Source organism: Sedimenticola hydrogenitrophicus (assembly GCF_025175675.1).
Classification (GTDB): Bacteria; Pseudomonadota; Gammaproteobacteria; order Chromatiales; family Chromatiaceae; genus Sedimenticola; species Sedimenticola hydrogenitrophicus.
The window spans coordinates 17,296-37,594 of sequence record NZ_JANIOA010000005.1; the positions used below are offsets into that span (position 1 = coordinate 17,296).

At 58.9% G+C, this 20,299-nt stretch carries 16 protein-coding genes and 1 pseudogene; 10 read left to right on the forward strand and 7 right to left on the reverse strand.

Going from position 1 to position 20,299, the window contains the following annotated elements:
* Positions 1 to 27 precede the first annotated feature (27 nt).
* From NPX02_RS04265 to NPX02_RS04295, 7 genes are all read right to left on the reverse strand, one after another.
* Positions 28 to 1,236: a cytochrome c family protein gene (locus NPX02_RS04265; protein WP_260292061.1), complete on the reverse strand. Its 1,209-nt coding sequence runs from the start codon at positions 1,234 to 1,236 to the stop codon at positions 28 to 30.
* 396 nt (positions 1,237 to 1,632) lie between these two features.
* Entirely contained in the window at positions 1,633 to 2,886 is a 1,254-nt protein-coding gene (locus NPX02_RS04270) for a DUF1302 domain-containing protein (RefSeq protein WP_260292064.1), read from the reverse strand.
* Positions 2,883 to 3,677, reverse strand: coding sequence for an outer membrane lipoprotein-sorting protein (locus NPX02_RS04275; protein ID WP_260292065.1), 795 nt, complete (start codon positions 3,675 to 3,677; stop codon positions 2,883 to 2,885). The genes NPX02_RS04270 and NPX02_RS04275 overlap by 4 nt, the downstream gene beginning before the upstream one ends.
* Before the next feature lie 13 nt (positions 3,678 to 3,690).
* A complete protein-coding gene (locus tag NPX02_RS04280; protein WP_260292067.1) occupies positions 3,691 to 6,003 on the reverse strand; it encodes an efflux RND transporter permease subunit in 2,313 nt (770 codons plus the stop codon).
* Between the two features lie 295 nt (positions 6,004 to 6,298).
* On the reverse strand, positions 6,299 to 6,643 hold the full coding sequence (locus NPX02_RS04285; RefSeq protein ID WP_260292069.1) for a DsrE/DsrF/TusD sulfur relay family protein: 345 nt from the start codon (positions 6,641 to 6,643) through the stop codon (positions 6,299 to 6,301).
* Between the two features lie 47 nt (positions 6,644 to 6,690).
* Positions 6,691 to 7,692, reverse strand: a complete 1,002-nt coding sequence (locus tag NPX02_RS04290) for a VTT domain-containing protein (RefSeq protein WP_260292071.1) — start codon at positions 7,690 to 7,692, stop codon at positions 6,691 to 6,693.
* Between the two features lie 69 nt (positions 7,693 to 7,761).
* A complete protein-coding gene (locus NPX02_RS04295; RefSeq protein ID WP_260292073.1) occupies positions 7,762 to 8,604 on the reverse strand; it encodes a sterol desaturase family protein in 843 nt (280 codons plus the stop codon).
* Positions 8,605 to 8,697: 93 nt separating this feature from the next.
* Here NPX02_RS04295 and NPX02_RS04300 point away from each other — a divergent pair, with 93 nt between their 5' ends.
* From NPX02_RS04300 to NPX02_RS04340, 10 genes and pseudogenes are all read left to right on the forward strand, one after another.
* Positions 8,698 to 9,381 carry an ArsR/SmtB family transcription factor gene (locus NPX02_RS04300; protein ID WP_260292076.1) on the forward strand — a complete coding sequence of 228 codons (684 nt, stop codon included), beginning with the start codon at positions 8,698 to 8,700 and terminating at the stop codon, positions 9,379 to 9,381.
* 988 nt (positions 9,382 to 10,369) lie between these two features.
* The gene (locus NPX02_RS04305; RefSeq protein ID WP_260292079.1) at positions 10,370 to 13,303 is read left to right on the forward strand and encodes a molybdopterin-dependent oxidoreductase; all 2,934 of its coding nucleotides are present in this window, start codon (positions 10,370 to 10,372) and stop codon (positions 13,301 to 13,303) included.
* 13 nt (positions 13,304 to 13,316) lie between these two features.
* Positions 13,317 to 13,937, forward strand: a complete 621-nt coding sequence (locus tag NPX02_RS04310) for a 4Fe-4S dicluster domain-containing protein (protein ID WP_260292080.1) — start codon at positions 13,317 to 13,319, stop codon at positions 13,935 to 13,937.
* A 119-nt stretch (positions 13,938 to 14,056) separates the two neighbouring features.
* Positions 14,057 to 14,170 (forward strand): annotated as a pseudogene (locus NPX02_RS21560) (4Fe-4S binding protein); the annotation flags it as partial.
* A gap of 306 nt (positions 14,171 to 14,476) precedes the next feature.
* Complete coding sequence (locus NPX02_RS04315) at positions 14,477 to 15,136, forward strand: 4Fe-4S dicluster domain-containing protein (protein WP_260292081.1); 660 nt, start codon at positions 14,477 to 14,479, stop codon at positions 15,134 to 15,136.
* Complete coding sequence (locus NPX02_RS04320; RefSeq protein WP_260292082.1) at positions 15,129 to 15,818, forward strand: TorD/DmsD family molecular chaperone; 690 nt, start codon at positions 15,129 to 15,131, stop codon at positions 15,816 to 15,818. Before NPX02_RS04315 ends, NPX02_RS04320 begins: the two co-directional genes overlap by 8 nt.
* The gene (locus tag NPX02_RS04325) at positions 15,806 to 16,453 is read left to right on the forward strand and encodes a hypothetical protein (protein WP_260292083.1); all 648 of its coding nucleotides are present in this window, start codon (positions 15,806 to 15,808) and stop codon (positions 16,451 to 16,453) included. Before NPX02_RS04320 ends, NPX02_RS04325 begins: the two co-directional genes overlap by 13 nt.
* Before the next feature lie 59 nt (positions 16,454 to 16,512).
* Positions 16,513 to 18,276 (forward strand): alginate export family protein, encoded by a 1,764-nt coding sequence (locus tag NPX02_RS04330; protein WP_260292084.1) that lies wholly within the window; start codon positions 16,513 to 16,515, stop codon positions 18,274 to 18,276.
* A 255-nt stretch (positions 18,277 to 18,531) separates the two neighbouring features.
* The gene (locus tag NPX02_RS04335) at positions 18,532 to 19,464 is read left to right on the forward strand and encodes a PKD domain-containing protein (protein ID WP_260292086.1); all 933 of its coding nucleotides are present in this window, start codon (positions 18,532 to 18,534) and stop codon (positions 19,462 to 19,464) included.
* Between the two features lie 89 nt (positions 19,465 to 19,553).
* Positions 19,554 to 20,261: a cytochrome c family protein gene (locus NPX02_RS04340; RefSeq protein WP_260292088.1), complete on the forward strand. Its 708-nt coding sequence runs from the start codon at positions 19,554 to 19,556 to the stop codon at positions 20,259 to 20,261.
* The last annotated feature ends 38 nt before the right edge of the window (positions 20,262 to 20,299 follow it).

The window sequence follows — 20,299 nt, forward strand, 5'->3', positions numbered from 1 at the left end:
AAAGTTCTCCCTTGGGGTTCGCTGCGATCAGCCCGCCCGCGGATCGCCGAGGGGCAGCCGCTTGCGGTATATCTCGTAGGTGGTGGGCTCTTCGCTCTGGTAACCGATGCGTTTGAGCCGCGCCTCTTCAACCAGCCCGTAGCGCACCACCGCCTCGGCGGTCCAGGCGCGATCGAGTGCCGCGCCGCTGAATTTGAACTCCTCGCTGCGCGGGCGCCCGGGCGGTAGCCGGGTGTCCCACAGATCGACGATGAACGGCCGCCACATGACTGTCCGTTTCAGTACCCGCTCCTCCTCGGCCAGTAGCGCGCCGTCCTGGTCCAGCAGCCGTACGCTGAGGACGAAATGCCGGTCCGGGGTGCCGGTGGGCACGTAGTGGGCGGCGCCGACGTTGGTAATGGTCAGGCGGTAGCGGTCCGATTTGCCGCTCATCCGTTCGAAGCCGATCTCCACGGCCTTGCGGACCATCTCCAGATCATGGCCGCCGCGCCACAGATGCTGTCGCGTCAGCCTCGGCTCGCCGCCGGCCACCAGCGGGCGCTCCACCGCCGGCATGTGACACTCGACGCAGCCCAGGGTGGCCGGGTCGACCTCCTGGATGTCGCCGATGCGGGTGGTCGGTTCATCGCCGCCGGTGCGGATTTCGGCGACCGTGCCGCAGGGCGGAAAGCGGAAGAAGGTATCCCAGCGCTCGCCGCCCACCAGATGACATTGTATGCACACCTGGTTGCCGCTACTGATTTGCCGCACCGGGTGGGCATCGCTTTCGCTGCCGTACGGCCCGAGAATCCGCCCCTCGCGCAGGTGACAGGCGGCGCAGGTGACACCCTGGTGTTGCAGGCCAGGGTCAAAATCCGGATTCGGCGCCAGGATCGGGTCCCACTTTTCGTCATCGCGAAAACCGAGCACCCGATGCTCCTGCTGCCGGTCCAGGGGGGTGTGGCAGTTCTTGCAGACCTGCTGGCTGCCGTCGAATTGCCAGTCCGCCTGGAAATAGGGATCGGTCCACGCCTGGCTGTGCATGCTGGTGCGCCACTCCTCATAAAATGCCGCATGGCATTCGCCGCAGGTCTCCGCCTTGAGGTCCCCAAGCACGGCGGGCGCCGCGCTGGTATCCACGGGCCGCTCGAAGGCGGGAGCGACCACGAAGATGTTCAGCGGGCGCACGAAGCGCCAGCCCAGGAAGGCGGCCAGTGCCAGCAGGCCGACGCCGAGGATGAGGGTCTTTCGTTTCATGAAAATTTCCGATTACCTGCCTAACTCAGTTATGACCCGAATGGCACTTACTTAAGCCAAGAACCACCGTCATCCCGGCGCAGGCCGGGATCCAGACCGCTTAGTGGTGGCGGTATTCCTGGATTCCGGCCTGCGCCGGAATGACGAAAATCTTGTAATTCGCCTTAAGTAAGTGCCATTCAGTTATGACCCGACATATATAGCCATCGTAGGGAGCTTCCAAATCACGGCAGCACCCGGGGCGCACCGAAACCCACAGTTTGATGGGTTACGTCGTTCCTCCTCCACCCATCCTACGCAATCGTAGGGTGGGTTAGCGGCGCACAGGCACGACACTGCCAGACCGCCCCGGCGCTTGAGCGCCGCGTAACCCACCGCAACGCACTCGCCGATTCCTCAAAAGGCATAACGCAGGGTCATGTAGACGTTGTCGTTGTCCCCCAGAACGCCGAACTGGCCACTGCGATCGCCCACTATCAGGTTCGCCCCGACCTCGCCCCACAGGGCATCGCTGAAGGCGTAACGGGCGGACGGGATGAGGTAGCCGTCGCCCTCGCTAATGCCCCAGAAGGCGAACAGGCTCAGGCGCAGGGTCTGGTGCATCTCGAACCGGGTGAGGCGCAGGGTCGCCACGCCGCGCAGCTCGTCGCGCTCAGAATACCCCGCCGGCAGGGTGCGCCGGTAGGCGGCGTGGTCGTGCATCCACTCCACATAGCCCTGCACCCCGAGGGTGGTGTCGGCGCCGATCTGGCGGCTGTAGCCGGCCAGCAGCCGCGTCTGGCTGTTCTCGATGGCGGGATCGTCGCCGTCACGATCATCAACCGAGTCGTAATAGCCCGCCTCCAGGCTGAGCACGCCGCTGCCCAGCGGACCCGAGAGGCTCGCACCGACGGCGTTCAGGCGCGGAAACCCGCCTTGCCACCCGGCTCCCACTTGACGCAGCGCCGGGGCGCGGTAGTGGGTGCGGGAGAGATACAGCGCCCCGTCCCAGCTGCCGACGTAGCGCGAGACCCGCAACCCGACCTCCAGCCCCGACGGCTCGTCCAGCCCGGCCTGGATCGCCTGGCCTGGCAGGACGAAACGCTCCCGGTCCGGCAGGCGGTCCGGGCGAAAGTCGGCCAGCACCAGTTGCACATCGGCAAAGTCCGGGAACAGGTCGAGACGCACGGCGTCGCTGCCGCGTTTCAGATACTCCAGGGGCAGGCCACCGTAGAAGGCCGTCCAGTCCTTGGGGAAAGTGTCGTTGATGAACAGCAGATCCGCCACCCCCCAGGTGATCACCTGGCGGCCGGCGCGGACGGTGTAGCGCTCGGCGTTGTAGTCGGCGTAGAGCTCGCGGATATCCACCTCGGACTCGCCCAGCGCGGCGTCGTGCAACAGGTCGATCTTGCCGGCGTAGCCCAGCGTTCCCTCGAACCCGCCGCCTTCCGCCTTGAGTTGCAGGCGCTGCTCATTGAAGGGCCAGTCGCAGGCGGTTCCCGGATCACAGTCCACGCCGCCGAGGCGCGCCGCCCCGTGGGCCTGGAGGAAGCCGTGGATCTCCGGTATCTCCAGGGGGGGCGCCTGCGCCGCGCCGGCGGGCAGGCCCACACCCCAGGCCAGGACGCCCGCCAGGGCGTGCCGGAGGGTGAATGGCGTTTGCCGGCTCATCGTATCCACTGCCGTGGCGGACGTTGCAGATAGCGCTCGCTGAACAGGTCAGCTTCGAGCCCGATGCCGTAGCCCACCTCGTCATACACCACCTCGGTGTGGTGGCCGCTCTGGGCGTCACGCATGGTACGCTGGGTGACGGTCCAGTGGCCGTCCACCTCGCGCACCGCGTCGGCGGTGAAGGTGCGCAGCAGCTCGCCGCGGCCGTCGTAGTACTCCTCCTTGAGCGGCACCCAGCGCTCCCGGTCGATCCAGGAGAGGCGACGGACGTAGTCCACCTTGGCCTTCGGCACGCTCTCGATGCGGTAGACCGGCCGCCCATCCAGATCCGTCTCATCCAGCAGACTGTGGCTCTCGTCGCCGACCTCGCGGCCAGAGACGTCCTCGTAGGTGAAGTCCGAGCCGACGAAGGAGGAGCGCTTGTCATCGGCGGCGATGCGTCTGACCAGCTTGATGGCCGGGATGAAGATCCAGCGGTCATCCTCCCGGGCCGGATATTTCCACACCATGAAGGTAGTGCCCTTCACGTCGGCCGGTTCGTGGAAGTAGATGTAGTAGCGCTGCTCGCCCTCGCCGCCCAGGTCCTTGCGCAGCAGGGTCATTACCCGCCGGCGCTCCTTGCCCTGGGGATTGACCAGCCGCATGGTGGCCCGGGTACGCTGGTCGTCTCCGGCATAGTAGAAGGTTTCCAGGGAGCGGGCGATGATGTCGTCAGCGCTGGGTTGAGCCTGTACGCTGGCCGCCGAGACGAAAGCCAGGGTCAGCGCCAGGAATGAGCTTAGAAATTTCATCACAATATCTCCTTCAGGCGGTCGCCGGCAGCTGCCGCCAGAGCCGGCCGTGGGTCAGTTTCAGCAGCCCCGGCAACAGCCCCAGGGCGGTGAGGCCGGAAAACAGCATCAGCAGGGCGAAGAACACCCCCACCGTCTTGTAGGGACCGAGCGGCGAGAACATCATCGGCGAGAAGCCCACGGCGATCACCCAGGCGTTGCGGGTGATGGCGCGGGCGGTCTCGCCGAACACCACGCCGTTGGTTGCCGCAAGATCCCCGCCGAGGCGCGACAAATTGAGCCGGTAACGCTGGATGAAATGGATGGCGAAATCGATGGAGAGCCCCAGGGTCAGGGCCGAGCAGACCGCCATGGGCATGTCGTACTCCTTGCCCACGAAGGCGGCCAGGCCATAGGAGAGGGTAATGGCAAAGACCAGCGGCAGCATGGAGAGCAGCGCCAGCACCGGCGAGCGGAACAGCAGCAACATCATGGCGAAGACCGCCAGGAAGCCCCCCAGCACCGCATTCATCATCCCCACCACCATCTCGTCCTGCCACACCTTGTTGATATAGGTGAGGCCCGACCACTCCACCTGGATACCCGGCGGTGGCGGCTCCACGCGCAGCTGGTCGTCTATCAGCGCCACCACCCGCGCCATCTCCCGGTTGTCGCCGGCACGCATCTGCACCCAGATGTTGGCGGTGCGGTAATCATAATCGACAAAGTTGTCCAGGTCCCCGGCATCCCCGGCGGTCTCGTACAGGAACAGGTACTGGGCCAGTTCGTCGGTCTCGCCCGGGAGTTGACGGGACTGCGGATCGGCATCGTGAACCACATAGTTCACCTGCTTGATGACGTCCGCCAGGGAGGAGGTCTTGCCCACCTTGGGATCGGACTCCAGCACCCGCTGCAGTTTCTCGATGTAGCGCATCACCTCGGGGCGCTTCATGGCGCCCTCGGCATCGCCCTGGATCAGCAGGTAGGCCATGTAGGTGCCGCCGAACTGGCGGTTCATCACCCGGTCGGCAATGCGGATATCGTGACTCTCGGGGAACCAGGCCACCGGGTTGTCGTTGACCACGGTACGCGACACCCCCCAGAAGCCCAGACCGAGCACCAGGGCGGAGATCAGCGCCACCGGCACGGCGCGGCCGAAGGCAAAACCGCCGAAGCCGCGCAGCAGCGTGCCGAGACGCCCGCCCTCGTGGTCCTGTGCGCCGATGGCCGTCTGCAGGCGCTCCTCCTTGATCAGCATGATGGAGGCGGGGACCAGGGTGAGGGTTAGCAGCAGGGCGGCCAGGATGCCGAAGGCGACGAAGGCGCCGAATACCTGTACCGGCGGGATATCGGCCAGCAGCAGGGAGGCGAAGCCGGCGGCCGAGGTCAGGGAGGTATAGAGCATCGGGGTGTAGAGCTCCTCGATGCTCTCGCGCAGGGCGGCGCGCCGGTCCCCGAGGCGCGGATAGCGGTCGTAGAAGTCACTCAGGATATGTACCGAGTCGAGCACGGCGATGGGCATCAGGAACACCGGGATCATGCTGGACATGATATGCACCGTGTAGCCCATGCCGATCAGCAGCCCCATGCCCCAGACCACGGTGAGCATGGCCACGCCCATCACCGGCAGCACCAGGGTGAACTTGCGGAAGACAAACCACAGCAGCAGGAACAACACACCGCCGCTGGCCGGCGAGACGATAGCCATCTGGCTGAACATCTCGATACCGAAGCTGTCCTCGGCGATCGGCAGCCCGGCCAGATGGTAGTCCTGTTGCGGGGCCAGCTCCTCATCCAGGATGGCGCGCAGCTCACCGCCGATGCGCGCCGCCTGATCCTTGCGTTCGATCGGGATGTAGATCGCCAGCGCGGTACCGTCGGCGGAGGCCAGCTTGTCGCTGAACAGCGGATTGTCGGCGATGGCGGCTCGAATGGCCGCGATCTCTGCCGGGTCATCCGGGACCGCCTGCATCAGCGGACGCACCTCCAGCAGCCCGCCCTTGGAGCGCACGTCGTCGCTGGTGGTGAGGCTGATCACATCCGCGGTGATCACCCCCTTGAGCCCCAGCAGCCGATCCACCACCCGCGCCACCCGGGCCAGCGGGTCGGGCCGGAACATCCCCGCCTCGTCGGTGATGCCGAGCACGATCAGGTCGTTGATGCCGAAGTCCTGCTTGGCGCGGTTGTAGAGCACCCGGTCGGCCTGATCGACGGGCAGCATGTTCTCGGGATCCGTGTCGATGAGGATCTTCGGAAACTGGATACCAAAGAGAAGGGTCGCCAGCAAAACAAGACCGATGGTGGCCTTTGGAAAGTCCATCGATAACCAGATGATCCGTTTAAGCATCGTCGTACTCCCGGTAATTATTGTTGATGAGTAACTACTCACTCCCCGTCATCCCGCATTACTGCTGACGGCGCCCACGGGGGCCTCATGACCTGTTTTCGGAGTAGGATGCTGGTGAGCTTGCGAACCGCATCATTGGCTCGCCGCCGGACCGATGCGGTTCGTTTTACTCACCGCATCCTACGGGCTGTAGTTTTGCAGGCGGAGCTCTGCAGAACTACACTGGGTACCCGCCTGCATAGGCATAACGGGGGTAAGTAATTACTGTTAATATTCAAACTTCACCCTTCAAACTTCAAAACACCAGTGTCCTGTCGGCGGCCAGGGTGCGTTCCGCCAGCTCCGCCATGGTGCCGCGGCGGGCCCCTTCGATGATCTCCCCGTCGCTCAGGCCGCGGGCGTCCATGCAGGTCCCGCACAACAGCACCTCGCCCTGGCGGGCCACCGATTTCACCATCAGCTCCAGGTTGTAGTAGCCCTGGGGAACCTTCTGTCCCGCCTTCGCACAGGCCACGGCATCGGCCATCAGGAAGACCGAGACCTCGGCCTCCTTTCCTGACAGCGCCTTGGCCAGGCGCAGGCCGTTGAAGCTGCGTTCGGTGCCGTAGGGTGGGTCGTTGAGTATGATCAGAATCTTCATGAGTGAATCTCCAGTAACAAAAGGGGCATCATCAGATACGCCCTGGATTATTCCGTTGCCTGAGCCGTGTTTCGCGTCGGCGCCGTGGTGTGCACCGGCAACGCCGCCTTGTGCCATTCGGTCATGCCACCGGTCACCACGTGCAGGTCGGCAAAACCCTGGCCGGCAAGGATTTGGGCGGCCTTTTTGGAGCGCCGATCGGTGGTGCAGATCAGCGCGACCGGCTGTTCCTGGTAATCGGCAAGCTCGGTCAGACGCGCTTCCAGGGCCTCCAGCTGGATGTTGCGGGAGCCGGCGATGTGGCCCAGCTCGCCCCGGTAGTCGGCGTCGCTGCGCACATCCAGCAACAGCAGCGGTTCGCCCTTCTCCAGGCGGTCATTCAATTCGGCGATGCCCAGGGTCGGACCCTGCCGCAGGCGGCCGATGATCCGCGGCAGAAAGGCCACGATGGCCAGCAGCGCCAGCGCCATCAGGCCCTTCTGGATCAACCCCTCGCCACCGGCCAGCGCCTCGCGCCCGGCGTAGCCCAGCCAGGTGTAGGCCAGGGCGCCCGGCAGCATGCACAGGTAGGTGGCGACCAGGTAGTGGAACAGGCGGATACGGGTGAGACCCAGGGCATAGTTGAGCAGATTGAAGGGGAACAGCGGCACCAGGCGCACGAAGGCGACAAAGCGCCAGCCCTCCTGCTCGACGCCCGCCTTGAGCTGCCCGAGCCGGCCTGCGGCCTTCTGTTCCACCCAGTGCGAGGCCAGGTGGCGCGACAGCAGGAACGCCAGTACCGCCCCCAGGGTGGCACCGGTGAGGTTGACGAAGGTGCCCACGACCGGACCGAACAGGGCGCCGCCGGCCAGGGTCAGCATGGAACCGGGAAGAAACAGCACCGTGGCGACGGCATAGATGAGCATGAACAGCAGCGGCGCGGCCGCCCCCGCCCCGCCGACCCACTGCTCCAGGGCGGCGGTGTTGAAGCGGTCCCGGTAGAGAATGGCCAAGGCGATACCCGCCGCCAACACAAGGAACAGAGCCAGACGTGTGAATTGCTGTTTCATACTGCTCTTCCCGCGACCGCGGGCTGACCCGGCGGCATCAATAGTTGGGACTGATTTCCCGGTATCCATCTACCAGCGCCGGTTGATGGTGTATTCGCCCAGTTGGCGCACAAACGGCAGCAGCAGCATGCCGGGGAGCCGGTCCACCTGCTTCGGGTCGCGAAGATCGGCCAGGCCGATCTCCATCGCCACATGGCCCTCCGGCGGCTGCGCCACGTAGGTGCCGAACAGCCGGTCCCACCAGGGCAGGTTGAAGCCGAAGTTGGAGTTGGTCAGCGGGGCGTGCACCGAGTGGTGCACCCGGTGCATGTCCGGGGTGACCAAGAACAGCCGCAGCACCCGGTCGATCCGCTCCGGGATGCGGATGTTGCCGTGATTGAACATGGAGGTGGCGTTGAGCAGCACCTCGAAGATCACCACCGCCAGCACCGGCGGACCCAGCACCAGGATGGCGGCGAACTTGATCAGCATGGAGAGGATGATCTCCAGGGGATGAAAGCGCGCCCCGGTGGTGAGATCGTAGTCGAGGTCGGCGTGGTGCACCCGGTGCAGTCGCCAGAACAGCGGGATGGCGTGCACCATCACATGCTGCAGCCAGATCACGAAGTCCAGCGCCACCACGGCGATGACCACCGTGAACAGATCGGGCAGCCGGTACAGGTTGAGCAGCCCCCAGCCCTGTTGTTCGGCCAGCGCGGCGACGCCCACCGCCGCGGCTGGAAACAGCAGCCGCAGCACCACGCTGTTGAGCACCACCAGTCCCAGGTTGCTGCTCCAGCGGCCCCCCCTGGAGAGCATGAGGACACGGCGCGGCGCCAGTACCTCCCAGAGCGCCACGGCGGCAAAGATGCCGAAGAAGAAACTCAGCCGTATGCTAACCTCGTTGGCGAGAATCCAGTCATGCCAGTTCATTTGCCACTTTCCTCCTCTACATCATCTGTTATAATTTTGCTTGATCTGCTATTCAATAGATTACTTGAATAATTGAATACCAAGGACCGAGCCATGTCAACCGCCAATTTCAAACACGATCTGTTCAGCCAGTTTGCCCGCATCGCCAAGGCGCTGAGCAATGGCCACCGGCTGGAACTGCTGGAGTTCCTGGATCAGGGGGAGCGCAGCGTGGATGCGCTGGCCCAGGTTTCCGGCCTCAGCGTGGCCAACACCTCCCAGCACCTGCAGCAGCTCCGGCAGGCGGGGCTGGTGTCCAGCCGCAAGGAGGGACAAAAGGTCTATTACCGGCTGAGCGGCCTGGACGTATCGGCCCTGCTCGGCTCCCTGCGGGGTGTCGCCGAACGTCACCTGGCCGATGTCAACCGCCTGGTCGATGACTACCTCAAGGTCAAGGACAGCCTGGAACCGATCCCCGCAAGCCAACTGCTGGAGCGTGCCCGCGCGGGCCTGGTGACGGTGCTGGATGTGCGCCCGCCGGAGGAGTTCGCCGCCGGACACCTGCCGGGGGCGATCAATATCCCGTTGAAGGATCTGGAAAAACACCTGGATGAACTCGCCCCCTCCCAGGAGATTGTCGCCTACTGTCGCGGCCCCCATTGTGTGCTGGCGTTCGAGGCGGTGTCCCGGCTGCGCCAGCAGGGGATGAAGGCCCGGCGGCTGGCGGGGGGACTGCCGGAGTGGCGCATGGAGGGCCTGCCGGTGGAGCGGGCCGACGAGGAAACGATTCAACCTTAAGGGCACTATTAAAAAATCTGAGGTGACTACTCACCCGGTCTGTAAGTGATTGGTCTGCCTTGCCAGCCTCACACGATGGCTTATCTCCTCGCCATCAACATCGGCCAACAAGGTAGGCCAATCACCCCGTGGAGTAGTTACAATCTAAATAACTACTCGCCCCTATCCGCACCACGTAGACACAGAGAGCACAGAGAAACCATAAGGCTCTCCCGCAGCTTCCATACCTGATGTTCAGTTAACCTCTGTGTCCTCTGTGCCTCCGTGGTGCATTGGAGAATCTTTAATGGACACCTGGGGTGAGTAGTTACTTTCACCCGGCTATTTTCCAGGGCGGCTATCTGCTGCCCGCGCATTTTTTGCCAGAGATTCTCGCGACCGATGCCCAACTGATCCACCGGACGGAACGAATTCCGTTGCAATTGTTACCAATGGGTAACCCAATTGTCGGGTATATCCACTCCCTGCCGCGTTTGGTTACCAATCGGTTACGAAACAAGTCTGTTTCTCTGATTACGCTACCGCATGGTTACGCATTCCCATAATTGCTACCAGTATTTACTTATAAACGGGAATCAGAAATTAGAATAACCCTAAAAATAACAAGTAATTGCCAATAAAAACAACATATAACCGTATTCTAAATAATCCATGGCAAGGAACTTGCGTACTGGCCCAGTGGGGAGTGTTGCGAATCAGTCATGCCATATCAATTTGACGCCAAATCGACACACCCAGCCCAACCAAGGGGCTGGAACCACGAAAGCAACCTATTTGAATATCCCCTGACTGGCTCGGAAATACTCGAAACTCGGGTAGTTGTCCAGATGCAACATGAGGGGGTTTGTTGTTTATCCATGCAGGAAAGGTATTTAGCTAAACAGTTAACGGCCAGTAATTGGGTCATTAAAGTCATGAACAAGTACACCCAATTGTGACATGAGAATGTCGGTTTAAAGCTTATTTGTAACTCCGGGAGGACAATCTAATGAAGCTGTTGAAGCATTATCTCAGCCGTCGAACATTTCTACAGGTCAGTGGTACCGCGGCGCTACTATCTCGCGTAAATCCGGTAAATGCAGGGGAGTGGCTGGACCAACTGGGAAAATCAGGATCCCAGCCAGACCGTTTCATGGAACAGGCGGAGATCGTGCGCAGCGTCTGCCTGATGTGTCATAGCGGTTGTGGAATTCAGTGCACGGTACAAAACGGGGAACTTACCAAAATTAGTGGGAATCCCTATCATCCCAATACCTACGACTACGTTGCCAAGGGTGAAATGGTCGAAGAGAGTGATCTCGATGCCGGCCTCGATGGCAAGGATGTAGGTACCCTTTGTCCCAAGGGACAGTCCGGCATCTTCGCACTCTACAGTCCCGCTCGCCTGACTCACCCCCTGAAACGCGTGGGGCCTCGCGGCTCCGGAAAATGGAAGGTGGTCAGCTGGGATCAGGCCCTGACCGAAATCACCGAAGGCGGCAAACTCTTCCAGGACATTCCGGGTGAAGAGGGTCGCGTCGTCGAGGGCCTCAAGTCCATTCTTAACAATGACAGCCCGCTTGGCGCGGCCGATTCCGACTTCATGGACGAAGCACCACCCGAAGGCTGGGGACCCAAACGCAATCAGTTCGTATGGGCGCATGGACGTAACGAGCAGTCCCCGCTCACGCCCCGATTTGTCAAGGAAGCCGCGGGCGTGCCGCACATGCTCAACCACTGCGACCGTTGCGCCGGCACCTTCTACAACGTTATTGAGGATACCCTCAATATTCCCCGCTTCGAGATCGGCGCCTATGCCGACTACGAGTATTGCACACATCTGATCAGTGTCGGATCGAACGTCACCCACGCGGATTATCCGGGTCAGACACGTGCGCGCTATCTGCAGAAGATGGCCAAAAGAACCGGCCCCGATTCACGTAGTTTCAGGCATGTGGTCGTGGACCCCTGGTTCTCGCCCGCGGCGGCAAAGGCAACGCACTCCAACAAGGGCGAGTGGGTTCCGCTCAAGCCTTCGTCGGATGCCTTCTTCTTGATGGGCATGCTCCAGTGGATGATCGAGAATAAAGCCTACAAGGCGGACTACCTCACCCTGCCCAATGAACAGGCGGCCAAGAAAACCGGGCGGCGCAACTGGACCGATATGACCTATCTGGTTGCCACGGATGAGCCAAAGGTCTATCTGACCGGCAAGGATGCAGGTTTGGGTCAGTCGGATCATGTTGTACTGGTCAAGGGCAAACCGACTCTGTTCCACGAGGTGGACGGCCCGGCCGAGCTCGATGCGGAGATTACGCTGAAGGGCAAAAAGTACAAGACCGTATTTCGCATGCTCCGCGAACGGGTGAGCGAGAAGACCCTGGCCGAGTGCGAAAAGCGGTGTGATCTCCCGGCCGGCACCATCGCGCGCGTAGCGAAAGAGTTTACCGACGCCAAGCGGCCGGTCATAGAGATGTTCCGTGGGCCGATTCAGCAGTCCAATGGCTGGTGGAACGGACAAGCCCTGGTCATTATTAACATGATGGTCGATAACATCGACCGCAAGGGTGGCTTCAATCCTGGCCACGCCGCTTACAAGGGCGGCGTGAAGGGCGAAAAACGTAAGGCCAAGGGCGTCACCATCGACCGTCACAAGGCGAAATACCAGGGCATAAAGCCACTGTCCACCCGTCCCTGGTATCCGTTGGCTTATCGTTCGGTAGCGGGCGAGTTCTTCTCCTCGGTGCGTCAAGGCTATCCCTACCGGATCAAGGCCTACCTGAACTACTACAACAACCCGGCCTACACCGTGCCGATGAATTCATCGGTAATCGAGGCACTGCTTGACGTTAAGGCGATGCCGCTGACCTTCAGTATCGACGCCTACATGGGCGAGACCAGCTCGTTGTGTGATTACATACTTCCCGACTCCGAATATCTGGAAAGGATCGGCGGGTTCAAGACCTATCCACCCATCAAGACCCGTTTGTGGGGCCTGCGCCAACCCGTGGTGGGGACGGTCGATCCCGTGACCAAGGACTATCGTGGCATCCATCCGGATGTACAGACCGGAGACGACACGCTGATCCAGTTGGCTATCCGTTGTGGCTTGCCGGGTTTCGGCAAGGATGGCGGCGGACCCGGGGTCGATCTCATGAACTCCTGGCAATTCTGGAATGAGTACTACAAGCATAAGGATTTCGAGGGCGAAACCGGTCTGGAGGATCCCAACAGCAGCTTTGTGAAACTCGGTGGTAAATTCGAAAATCCGGGCAATCAATACGAGGGTGACTATGTGCGTTTCCCCGGTGGCCGCCAGGTGCGTGGACTGCGCGCCTACTCTCAGGCTGTCGCTACCAACAAGAACAGCATGACGGGCAAGTACTTCGACGGTCTGCCGCAGTATCGCTTCATGATCGATTGTAAGGAGCAGGAGATCGACCAGGCCATCTGGGATGAGTATCCGATCCAGTTGCACACCCACAAGGATGCCTGGCATACCCAGTCACGCACCATGAATAATCTATGGCTGGCGTCGGTAAAACCGCAAAACTATGCGGAAATCAACCCGGTGGACGCGGAAAATATGGGTGTCATCTCCGGTGATTGGGTCCGGGTGAAATCACCATCAAGCAAGCACATTCCAAGTGTTGAAAACTCGATGGGTGACGGTTGGTTCAAGTTTCAGGTAAATGTCACCAGCCGGATCCGTCCGGGTGTCTTCTCGGTTAGCAACTCCTATGGTCGATGGGGTGCTGGCGCGAAGGGATGGGACGCCGATGGCCAGCAACAGTTTTCCGATAAGCGCATCGGTGCCGGGTTCAGTATCAATCCACTCTATATGGCAGACCCGGTCTTGGGTGACCGCGGGTTACAGGACCCTGTAGCCGGTGGAACACAGAGCTACGGTACGCCGCTCAAGATCGAAAAACTTTCAGTTTGAGGAGGGTCAAGCCATGACAGAAAAGAACCCAGTAATTTCTCCGGAGATCTTTGAGCGTTCGCTTGCGAAACCCGGACCGAAACAATACACACTCTGGATCGACTTGGAGTTCTGTATCGGATGTAACGCCTGCACCATGGCGTGCAAAGCGGAAAACAACACGCCGCTGGGCGTCGATTATACCCGTGTGGTCGAAATCGAGGAGGGTGAATTCAGGGATACAACCAAGGCTCCAAACATGGCGCTTACCTTCGTACCCATGCCGTGCATGCATTGCGGGCGACCGGCGTGCCAGGCCGCCTGTCCGGTGGGAGCGATCACCAAACGCAAGGAGGACGGTATTGTTCTTATCAACAAGGACAAGTGTATTGGCTGCCGCTACTGTGCCTGGGCCTGCCCCTATGGCGCGCCGCAATTCAACGCCGAAGCACGGGTCATGGAAAAGTGCACGCTTTGTGTACAACGCCTTGAGCAGGGGAAGGTTCCGGCCTGTGTTGAAACCTGTGTGGCAAAGACGCGGTTCTTTGGTGAGCTCAACGAGTTGACGTCGCTGATCAGGGAGAAGCGTTCGCGAGCGGTTAGTATCACCGTTGCCGGTACGGATACCGGACCTTCCACAAAGTACACGCGCTGATCGATTGAGTGGAGACTCTAATGGAGCAAAGCGTAAGTACTGGTAGGGAGCGGCCCATTCTCGTCGAGAATGGGCTCTGCTCCCGCTATCGATGCTCACAGTCATCGTGTGTTGAATGCATGCAAGTGTGCCCTGTTCCGGATGCACTAAACCTGTCCGGAGAGGGTGTCGACATATCGGAAGCATGCATTGCGTGTGGTGCCTGTGTTTCTGCCTGCCCAAATGGAGCATTAGGGCAGGATATCAACAACCTGGATCTGGGTTCTCGAATACGGAATCGGGAACATCCATCAGAGCCGTTCCGAATTGCCTGCGATCGTGCCGATGGCAAGGCGGATTTGGTTCTTTCCTGCCTCTGTCGGCTTACCGAGGGCGTCGTTCTGGAGCCGTTAAGGTGGGGAGCGGAAAGCGTTGAACTACGTTCGCCGGACTGTTCTGGCTGTGGACTACATAAGACCTCTGGACAATGGAATAAGGTAATAAAGCTGGCCAGGGGACTGCTGGAATCCGTCAACCTGAGTCCGGGGCGGATTGTTCATTTGACCACGCCCCTGGGTACTCCGCAGCAAAACTTGCCCGCCAAGAAAACGGGGGTATCGCGACGCGACTTCTTTCGAGCTTTCGCCGACAAATGGGAAGAGGCAGATGATTCTCCAGACATCGATGCGAAGGATCCGGTTGAGGTTGCGATTACACCGTTTCGTGATCTTGTACGGAACCACGCGGAAAATCCGAAAAGGTCGCATCTTCTCAATGTGCTACAGGCTCTTCCCGGGGCCAAGCCCTTAAAGGCAGACTATGCCGCTCAGGGCTTGCCGGTAGCAAGTATAGAGATAGGACCAAAATGTACCGGTTGTGATGTCTGCGAGACATTATGTCCGGTAGGTGCCATTCATCACAGCGAGTCGAATGGGCACTATGCATTGAGCTATACACCGTCGTTATGTACCGGTTGCCGGGTATGTGAGGAGGCCTGTTTCCACCGGGCAATCCGTGTCAACGATAACGTGGATCTCTCATTGTTGTTTCTAGGCACTCAACAGAATTTGGTGACGGGGGAAAAACGCACTTGCGATTTCTGCCGTCAGCCCTTTTTGCGGCGTGCGGATGAGAGCTTCTGTCCATTGTGCATCACCACCGAAAAGCGCCGGGAAAAAATGGCCCGTCGCTTTGCCAGGAGAGGAACTAAAAATGATTGACTATACAACAATGGCGGATGTGGCGGCGGAACGTGGCAGGAGGTATGCGGTTCTGGCAACGCTATACAGCGCGCCGCCTTCCGCGGAGCTTCTGGAATCGCTGCAAGCCGAACCCCTGCTGATGGAATCCGGAAACGCGGCGGCCGAAATGGCAACCGAGGAGATGATAGCGTTTCTGGAAGAGATGTCATCCAGCGAAAATATCGAAAACGAATTGACCGCGGAATATACCAGGCTATTCGTGCTGCCAAGTGGGGTGCATCCGCATGAGTCATTTTACCTGGACGAAAAACAGCGGGTAGGGGGAAGGATATCGGTCAGGGTGCAGGCGGCGTATCACAACGCCGGCGTGCAACTGACAAAGGATTGCCTGGAGTTGCCCGACCATATCGGGGTCGAGCTGGAGTCACTAAATTTTCTTTGTGGCATAGAGGAGCAACTGTGGCGGGCGGAGAATATCGACGGTCTCCGGCAAAACATCAAACACCAGAGTGACTTTCTGGCCGGCCACCTATTGCTCTGGTACCAACCGTTTTGTGCGCGTGTTATTCAAGAATCTAAATCCGGCCTGTATCGGGCGCTAGCCTACCTCACGCTTGACTTATTGCAAACCGAGGGTGAGTTCGTGCCAGGTTTGTTTGAGCAATTGGAAACCGAGGGGAGAGTGTCATGCGAATGCTGAATCTTACCGGACTGAGCCTGGTGCTGGGCTTGACAGGATGCGGGGGCGCCATCGGAGAACCAACTACCTCGCTCGAACAGCGTGCACCGGAATCGGGGGTAACCACATCACTTACCGTAATACTACCCACGCAGGCGGCGATTGACTGGCCCCCCAAGGCCGTAAAGGGTCCAACGGATGGCGAGGTGCCGGATTATAGCGAGCAAAATATGGAATGCCTTGACTGCCATCAGTTCATCATGGAAGAGGAGACGGCGAAGCCCTATATAAAGAACCCACATGTGCTTCATCTGGAATCTAGCAAGATTGCCTACAAGGGTGAAAACCGTTCCTGCCTCACTTGTCACGAAATGGTAACCATACCGGAAGGAGACGAGGTGCCACCCAAGGAGGGATGGTTTATCGAAGGCGACATATACCATCCCAATGTATTACGCGCACCGAGAAATTCATGGAGTCGCCGGCTGGTGAAATCGCTGGCGCCCGACACATTGAACTATGTGAATACGTTGCGGCCAGCCGACCCGTATACCTATAAGCCGACGCTCAAAAAACTGGTGTGTATTGAGTGCCATGGACCGGACAGCAAGATCAAGACGTTCTATGGCAGGCCAGATGAGACGGCTTCGAAATAATTGCACCTTCGTTTAAACAGACTGATTCCAGAGGGGCTGGCGGTGGAGATAATTCAGCCATGATAAGCAAATTGCACAAGTACTATATCCCGCTGGCAACAAGTTGCCTGCTGACGGGGGTCGCGGTATCGACTCCCATGGCGGTGGCAGCGGAATCTCCCGGATTGAATAGCGCGGACGTATCCGAGTTAGTGAAACGCCTTCAGACCATGGAGGCGCAACTCGCCAGTTCTCAACGGGATATCAGCCAACTCAAGGCCGCCCTGGCCGAGAAAGGCGAGACTGACGCCAATAACACGGGGCAACCGCTACCCGTGGCGGCGGAAAGTGATGACGAATGGGGCGAGCCGGATATTGCGGGGGCGCAAACCGGGCGGGATGATGAGGCCCGCCGGCGACTCACTGAGATTGAAACAGACCTTCGCAAGATGAAATCGGTGGCGGTAACCGAAGAAGAGGAGCGCAAGGGAAAGGTCGGCTTTGAATTTTCCGGGAAGTATAAAGTCCAATTCAACTCGCACAATAACTTCAACCTGGACAATCCGAATCAAAGCTGGGATTTTGACAATCGAAGCTTCTTCGATCAGCGGTTTCAGTTACAAGTCGATGCCTCTTATGAGGATTTCCTGGTGCGGCTTCTTCTCGACAAAGGCAATTTAACCTTCGATTGGAAAGAGGACAGCGAGGGAACGCTTGAACGATGGGGCGATTTCGAATCGGTCAACGCAACGCTGGTGCGTGAACTCTACGGTCAATACACCAACGAACACTTCATGGCGCGTATCGGCCGCCAGAATTGGGATGAAGGTTATGGCGTTGTGGTGCAAGGCCCGATCAACGGTTTGCGTTTTCAGCTACCGGTGTTTTCCGGTGCAAGTATCACAGCGGGCTATTTGAGTCTTGCCGGTGGCTGGACCGATTACACCGACTTCAGCGCTTCAGGTGGACCACCTGCGGGAACTCGCGAGAACCTCCTGTTCAGCGACACCCGGCTGGATGCCTATTATCTTGATTTTGATCTCCGCCCATCGCGAACCTCGTGGATCAGGCCGTTTATCTTGAAGACGGTTGACCAGGGAGATACCGGTGACGCGGATTTGAATCTTGACAAGGACTTCGATGCATCAACAACACCACGGGATGGCGGTTTCAATCCGCTATGGTCGGGTATCGCGGGATCAATCGATTACGATCGCTGGAGGATCGAGGGTGAGGCGGTATGGCTTACCGGCGGTTATACCGAGGATAGGGACATCAACGCGAATGCGCTGCTGTTCCGCGCCGAGCGTAGCTTCACCCGGTCTAGTTCGTTGGGGGAATGGTCGCTCGGATTCGAACTCGGGCGCGGTTCGGGAAATGGTGCTAATGATTCGGCAACCGATGATTATAAATACTTTACCGGTCTCTCGCTTTGCCGCGACCGGCACAAGTTCGGGGAGATTTTCAGCGAGGATATCCGCGCCGGGTATTTTTTGTGGGACAGCAACCTGGCCAATATCACGTACTTGCGTCTTGATACAACCCTGATGCCGAGAAAGGGCCTGACGATAACTCCTTCCATTGCCAAGATATGGACAACCGAGGTCGTGTTTGAAGGCCGCGGTCCGATTCGGGATTGGAGTAACGGTACATCCACATCGACAAACCTGACCAATGACGTGGGATGGGAACTGGATATAGCCGCCAGATACCAGCACCGCAAGTGGCTCGAAATGTTCGCCAACATCGGTTACTTCCAACCGGGTGCCGTCTATGCGCGATCCGATGGCAGTATCCCGGGTGCGGCATATGAGGTGGTGGTTGGCCTGGAGTTGATTTACTGATCGGGACCATTGCGGGAGAGATCCCAGGTTGGTCATGACAATGATGTTGAAAAGTTAGCGCGTGCGCGGATGCATTGTCCCTACTGGGGAACGCCATATACCCATCCATGGGGGCAACGCACCCACGTCAGACCCCAAGGGGGGTTTAACCTGGCGCCAAGGTTGATAATTTAATTTTGATCAATTTCTACAAGGACGGTTACTTCGTAAATTGATCATGCGTGAATACTTAATAATATTTAGGAGAATTGGGCCATGAAATATTTAGTTGCCTTCATACTGATGTTCTGGACAGTGTTTACCTGGGCCGATGACGCGTCGGTTGTGCGCGTCACGCGGGCAGATGGCAATGTGGAAATCCTCAAACCCGGCACGGAGAACTGGGTGAAGGTGTCCGATGGCGACATCCTGACCCGCGGCGATCGTCTCGCGACGAGGAGCAGGTCCGCCGCAAACCTTACCTGGTCGAACGGCAGCATGGTGCGGGTTTATCCCAATACGGAAATCGCCTTGACCGGCGTCATTTTCGATCTTGAGAAAAAGATTGAAAAGACCTACCTGGATATCATCAATGGGCGCTTGTTTGTTAAGGCGCAGGTACCCGAGCATCTATTTTCCGAGTTCAAGGTCCGCATGGGCGCAATGGATGTACGCACACAGGGATCGGAGTTTGCAATAAAGTACGACTCCGAGAAGAGCAGTTTTACGGCATGGTCGCTTACAGGTCGTTTGGTTACAGATGTCGGTTCAATCCGGTTGCGAGTGGATGACGGACAACAAGCGGATGTTGCAAAAGGCAGCACCATGAGCCAGCAGGATGTCGTGATGATGGAGGATAAAATCAAGCAATCCCTGATCAAGGTATCAACAGTCCTGGGTGGAAGTCTTTTCGTCGAGGAGTCAGTAGGGTCTGTCGGTGGTGAACTTGCGGCACGAATCGGCGGCGTAAGAAATCGCCGGGGCGATGCACCTTATACGGTAAATTTCAAGGCACTGACCGGTGGCGGCAGTGGAAAGATAAAGGGCATTACCTGGAACTTTGGCGACGGCGAATCTTCAACGGAAAAGGCTGTCGAGCATACGTTCACCCAGGGGCTTTATATAGTCACGCTGCAGGTGGAGGATGAAAATGGACAAAAAGCCAGTGCCCAGGTCGGAATTTCCGTTGAACAGGAGTGTGGCTGCTGAAAAGGCCAGGGGCCAAATGCTATCCGCAAACAGTCAGCGTATTTGAGTAATTAATCAGGGTCAGGATCAGTCGTGGGGAGAAGAATATCATGAAACGTATTATTGTATGGCTCATCGGCGCACTAGCCATGATGAGTATGGCACCGGGTGCTATTGCTGCGGATGCCGTCTACGTTGGGGTGAAGAATTGCACCAAATGCCACAAGCCGCAGGGGAAGTCATGGGCCGAAACGGCACATGCGAAGTCCTTTGAATCGCTCAAGGCGGGAACAAAGGCCGACGCTAAAAAAGCGGCCAAACTGGATCCGGCGAAGGATTACACCCAGGACAAGGAGTGTCTGACCTGCCATACAACGGGTTTCGGAACAGAAACCGGCTATCAGGTCGGCATGAAACCCGGCGGGAAAAAATCCATGGGCTCGGTCAGCTGCGAGTCCTGTCATGGCGCCGGCAAGTTATACCGGGCCGAGCATGGCAGTGCACAGTCACTCATGAAGAAAAAGTCCGAGTCGACCGCACGCGGTATTCTGGTCGAGGCCGGGCAAAATTTTGCATATGAGCAGGCATGCGCCAAGTGTCACCTTTCCTATGAAGGCTCTCCCTATAAAGAGGCGAAACCGCCTTACACGCCGTTCACGCCAAATGTCGATCCGAAGTACCACTTCGAATTCGACAAATTCGTAAGAAACGGCGATGCCATGCACGAGCATTACAAACTCAAGGATATCTTCACCGGGGACCCGGTTCCACCGATACGAGTTGAACTCCAAAAAACGGCGCACGACACGCTGAAATAGGTGCACACCCAATCAGCACCACGAAATGGTCTGTAGGT

Coding starts and splice junctions, on each gene's coding strand:
- NPX02_RS04310 (WP_260292080.1), top strand. CDS start 13,317: ATGACAGAAAAGAACCCAGTAATTTCTCCGGAGATCTTTGAGCGTTCG.
- NPX02_RS04335 (WP_260292086.1), top strand. CDS start 18,532: ATGAAATATTTAGTTGCCTTCATACTGATGTTCTGGACAGTGTTTACC.
- NPX02_RS04300 (WP_260292076.1), top strand. CDS start 8,698: ATGTCAACCGCCAATTTCAAACACGATCTGTTCAGCCAGTTTGCCCGC.
- NPX02_RS04295 (WP_260292073.1), bottom strand. CDS start 8,604: ATGAACTGGCATGACTGGATTCTCGCCAACGAGGTTAGCATACGGCTG.
- NPX02_RS04330 (WP_260292084.1), top strand. CDS start 16,513: ATGATAAGCAAATTGCACAAGTACTATATCCCGCTGGCAACAAGTTGC.
- NPX02_RS04325 (WP_260292083.1), top strand. CDS start 15,806: ATGCGAATGCTGAATCTTACCGGACTGAGCCTGGTGCTGGGCTTGACA.
- NPX02_RS04265 (WP_260292061.1), bottom strand. CDS start 1,236: ATGAAACGAAAGACCCTCATCCTCGGCGTCGGCCTGCTGGCACTGGCC.
- NPX02_RS04275 (WP_260292065.1), bottom strand. CDS start 3,677: ATGAAATTTCTAAGCTCATTCCTGGCGCTGACCCTGGCTTTCGTCTCG.
- NPX02_RS04285 (WP_260292069.1), bottom strand. CDS start 6,643: ATGAAGATTCTGATCATACTCAACGACCCACCCTACGGCACCGAACGC.
- NPX02_RS04340 (WP_260292088.1), top strand. CDS start 19,554: ATGAAACGTATTATTGTATGGCTCATCGGCGCACTAGCCATGATGAGT.
- NPX02_RS04280 (WP_260292067.1), bottom strand. CDS start 6,003: ATGCTTAAACGGATCATCTGGTTATCGATGGACTTTCCAAAGGCCACC.
- NPX02_RS04290 (WP_260292071.1), bottom strand. CDS start 7,692: ATGAAACAGCAATTCACACGTCTGGCTCTGTTCCTTGTGTTGGCGGCG.
- NPX02_RS04305 (WP_260292079.1), top strand. CDS start 10,370: ATGAAGCTGTTGAAGCATTATCTCAGCCGTCGAACATTTCTACAGGTC.
- NPX02_RS04270 (WP_260292064.1), bottom strand. CDS start 2,886: ATGAGCCGGCAAACGCCATTCACCCTCCGGCACGCCCTGGCGGGCGTC.
- NPX02_RS04320 (WP_260292082.1), top strand. CDS start 15,129: ATGATTGACTATACAACAATGGCGGATGTGGCGGCGGAACGTGGCAGG.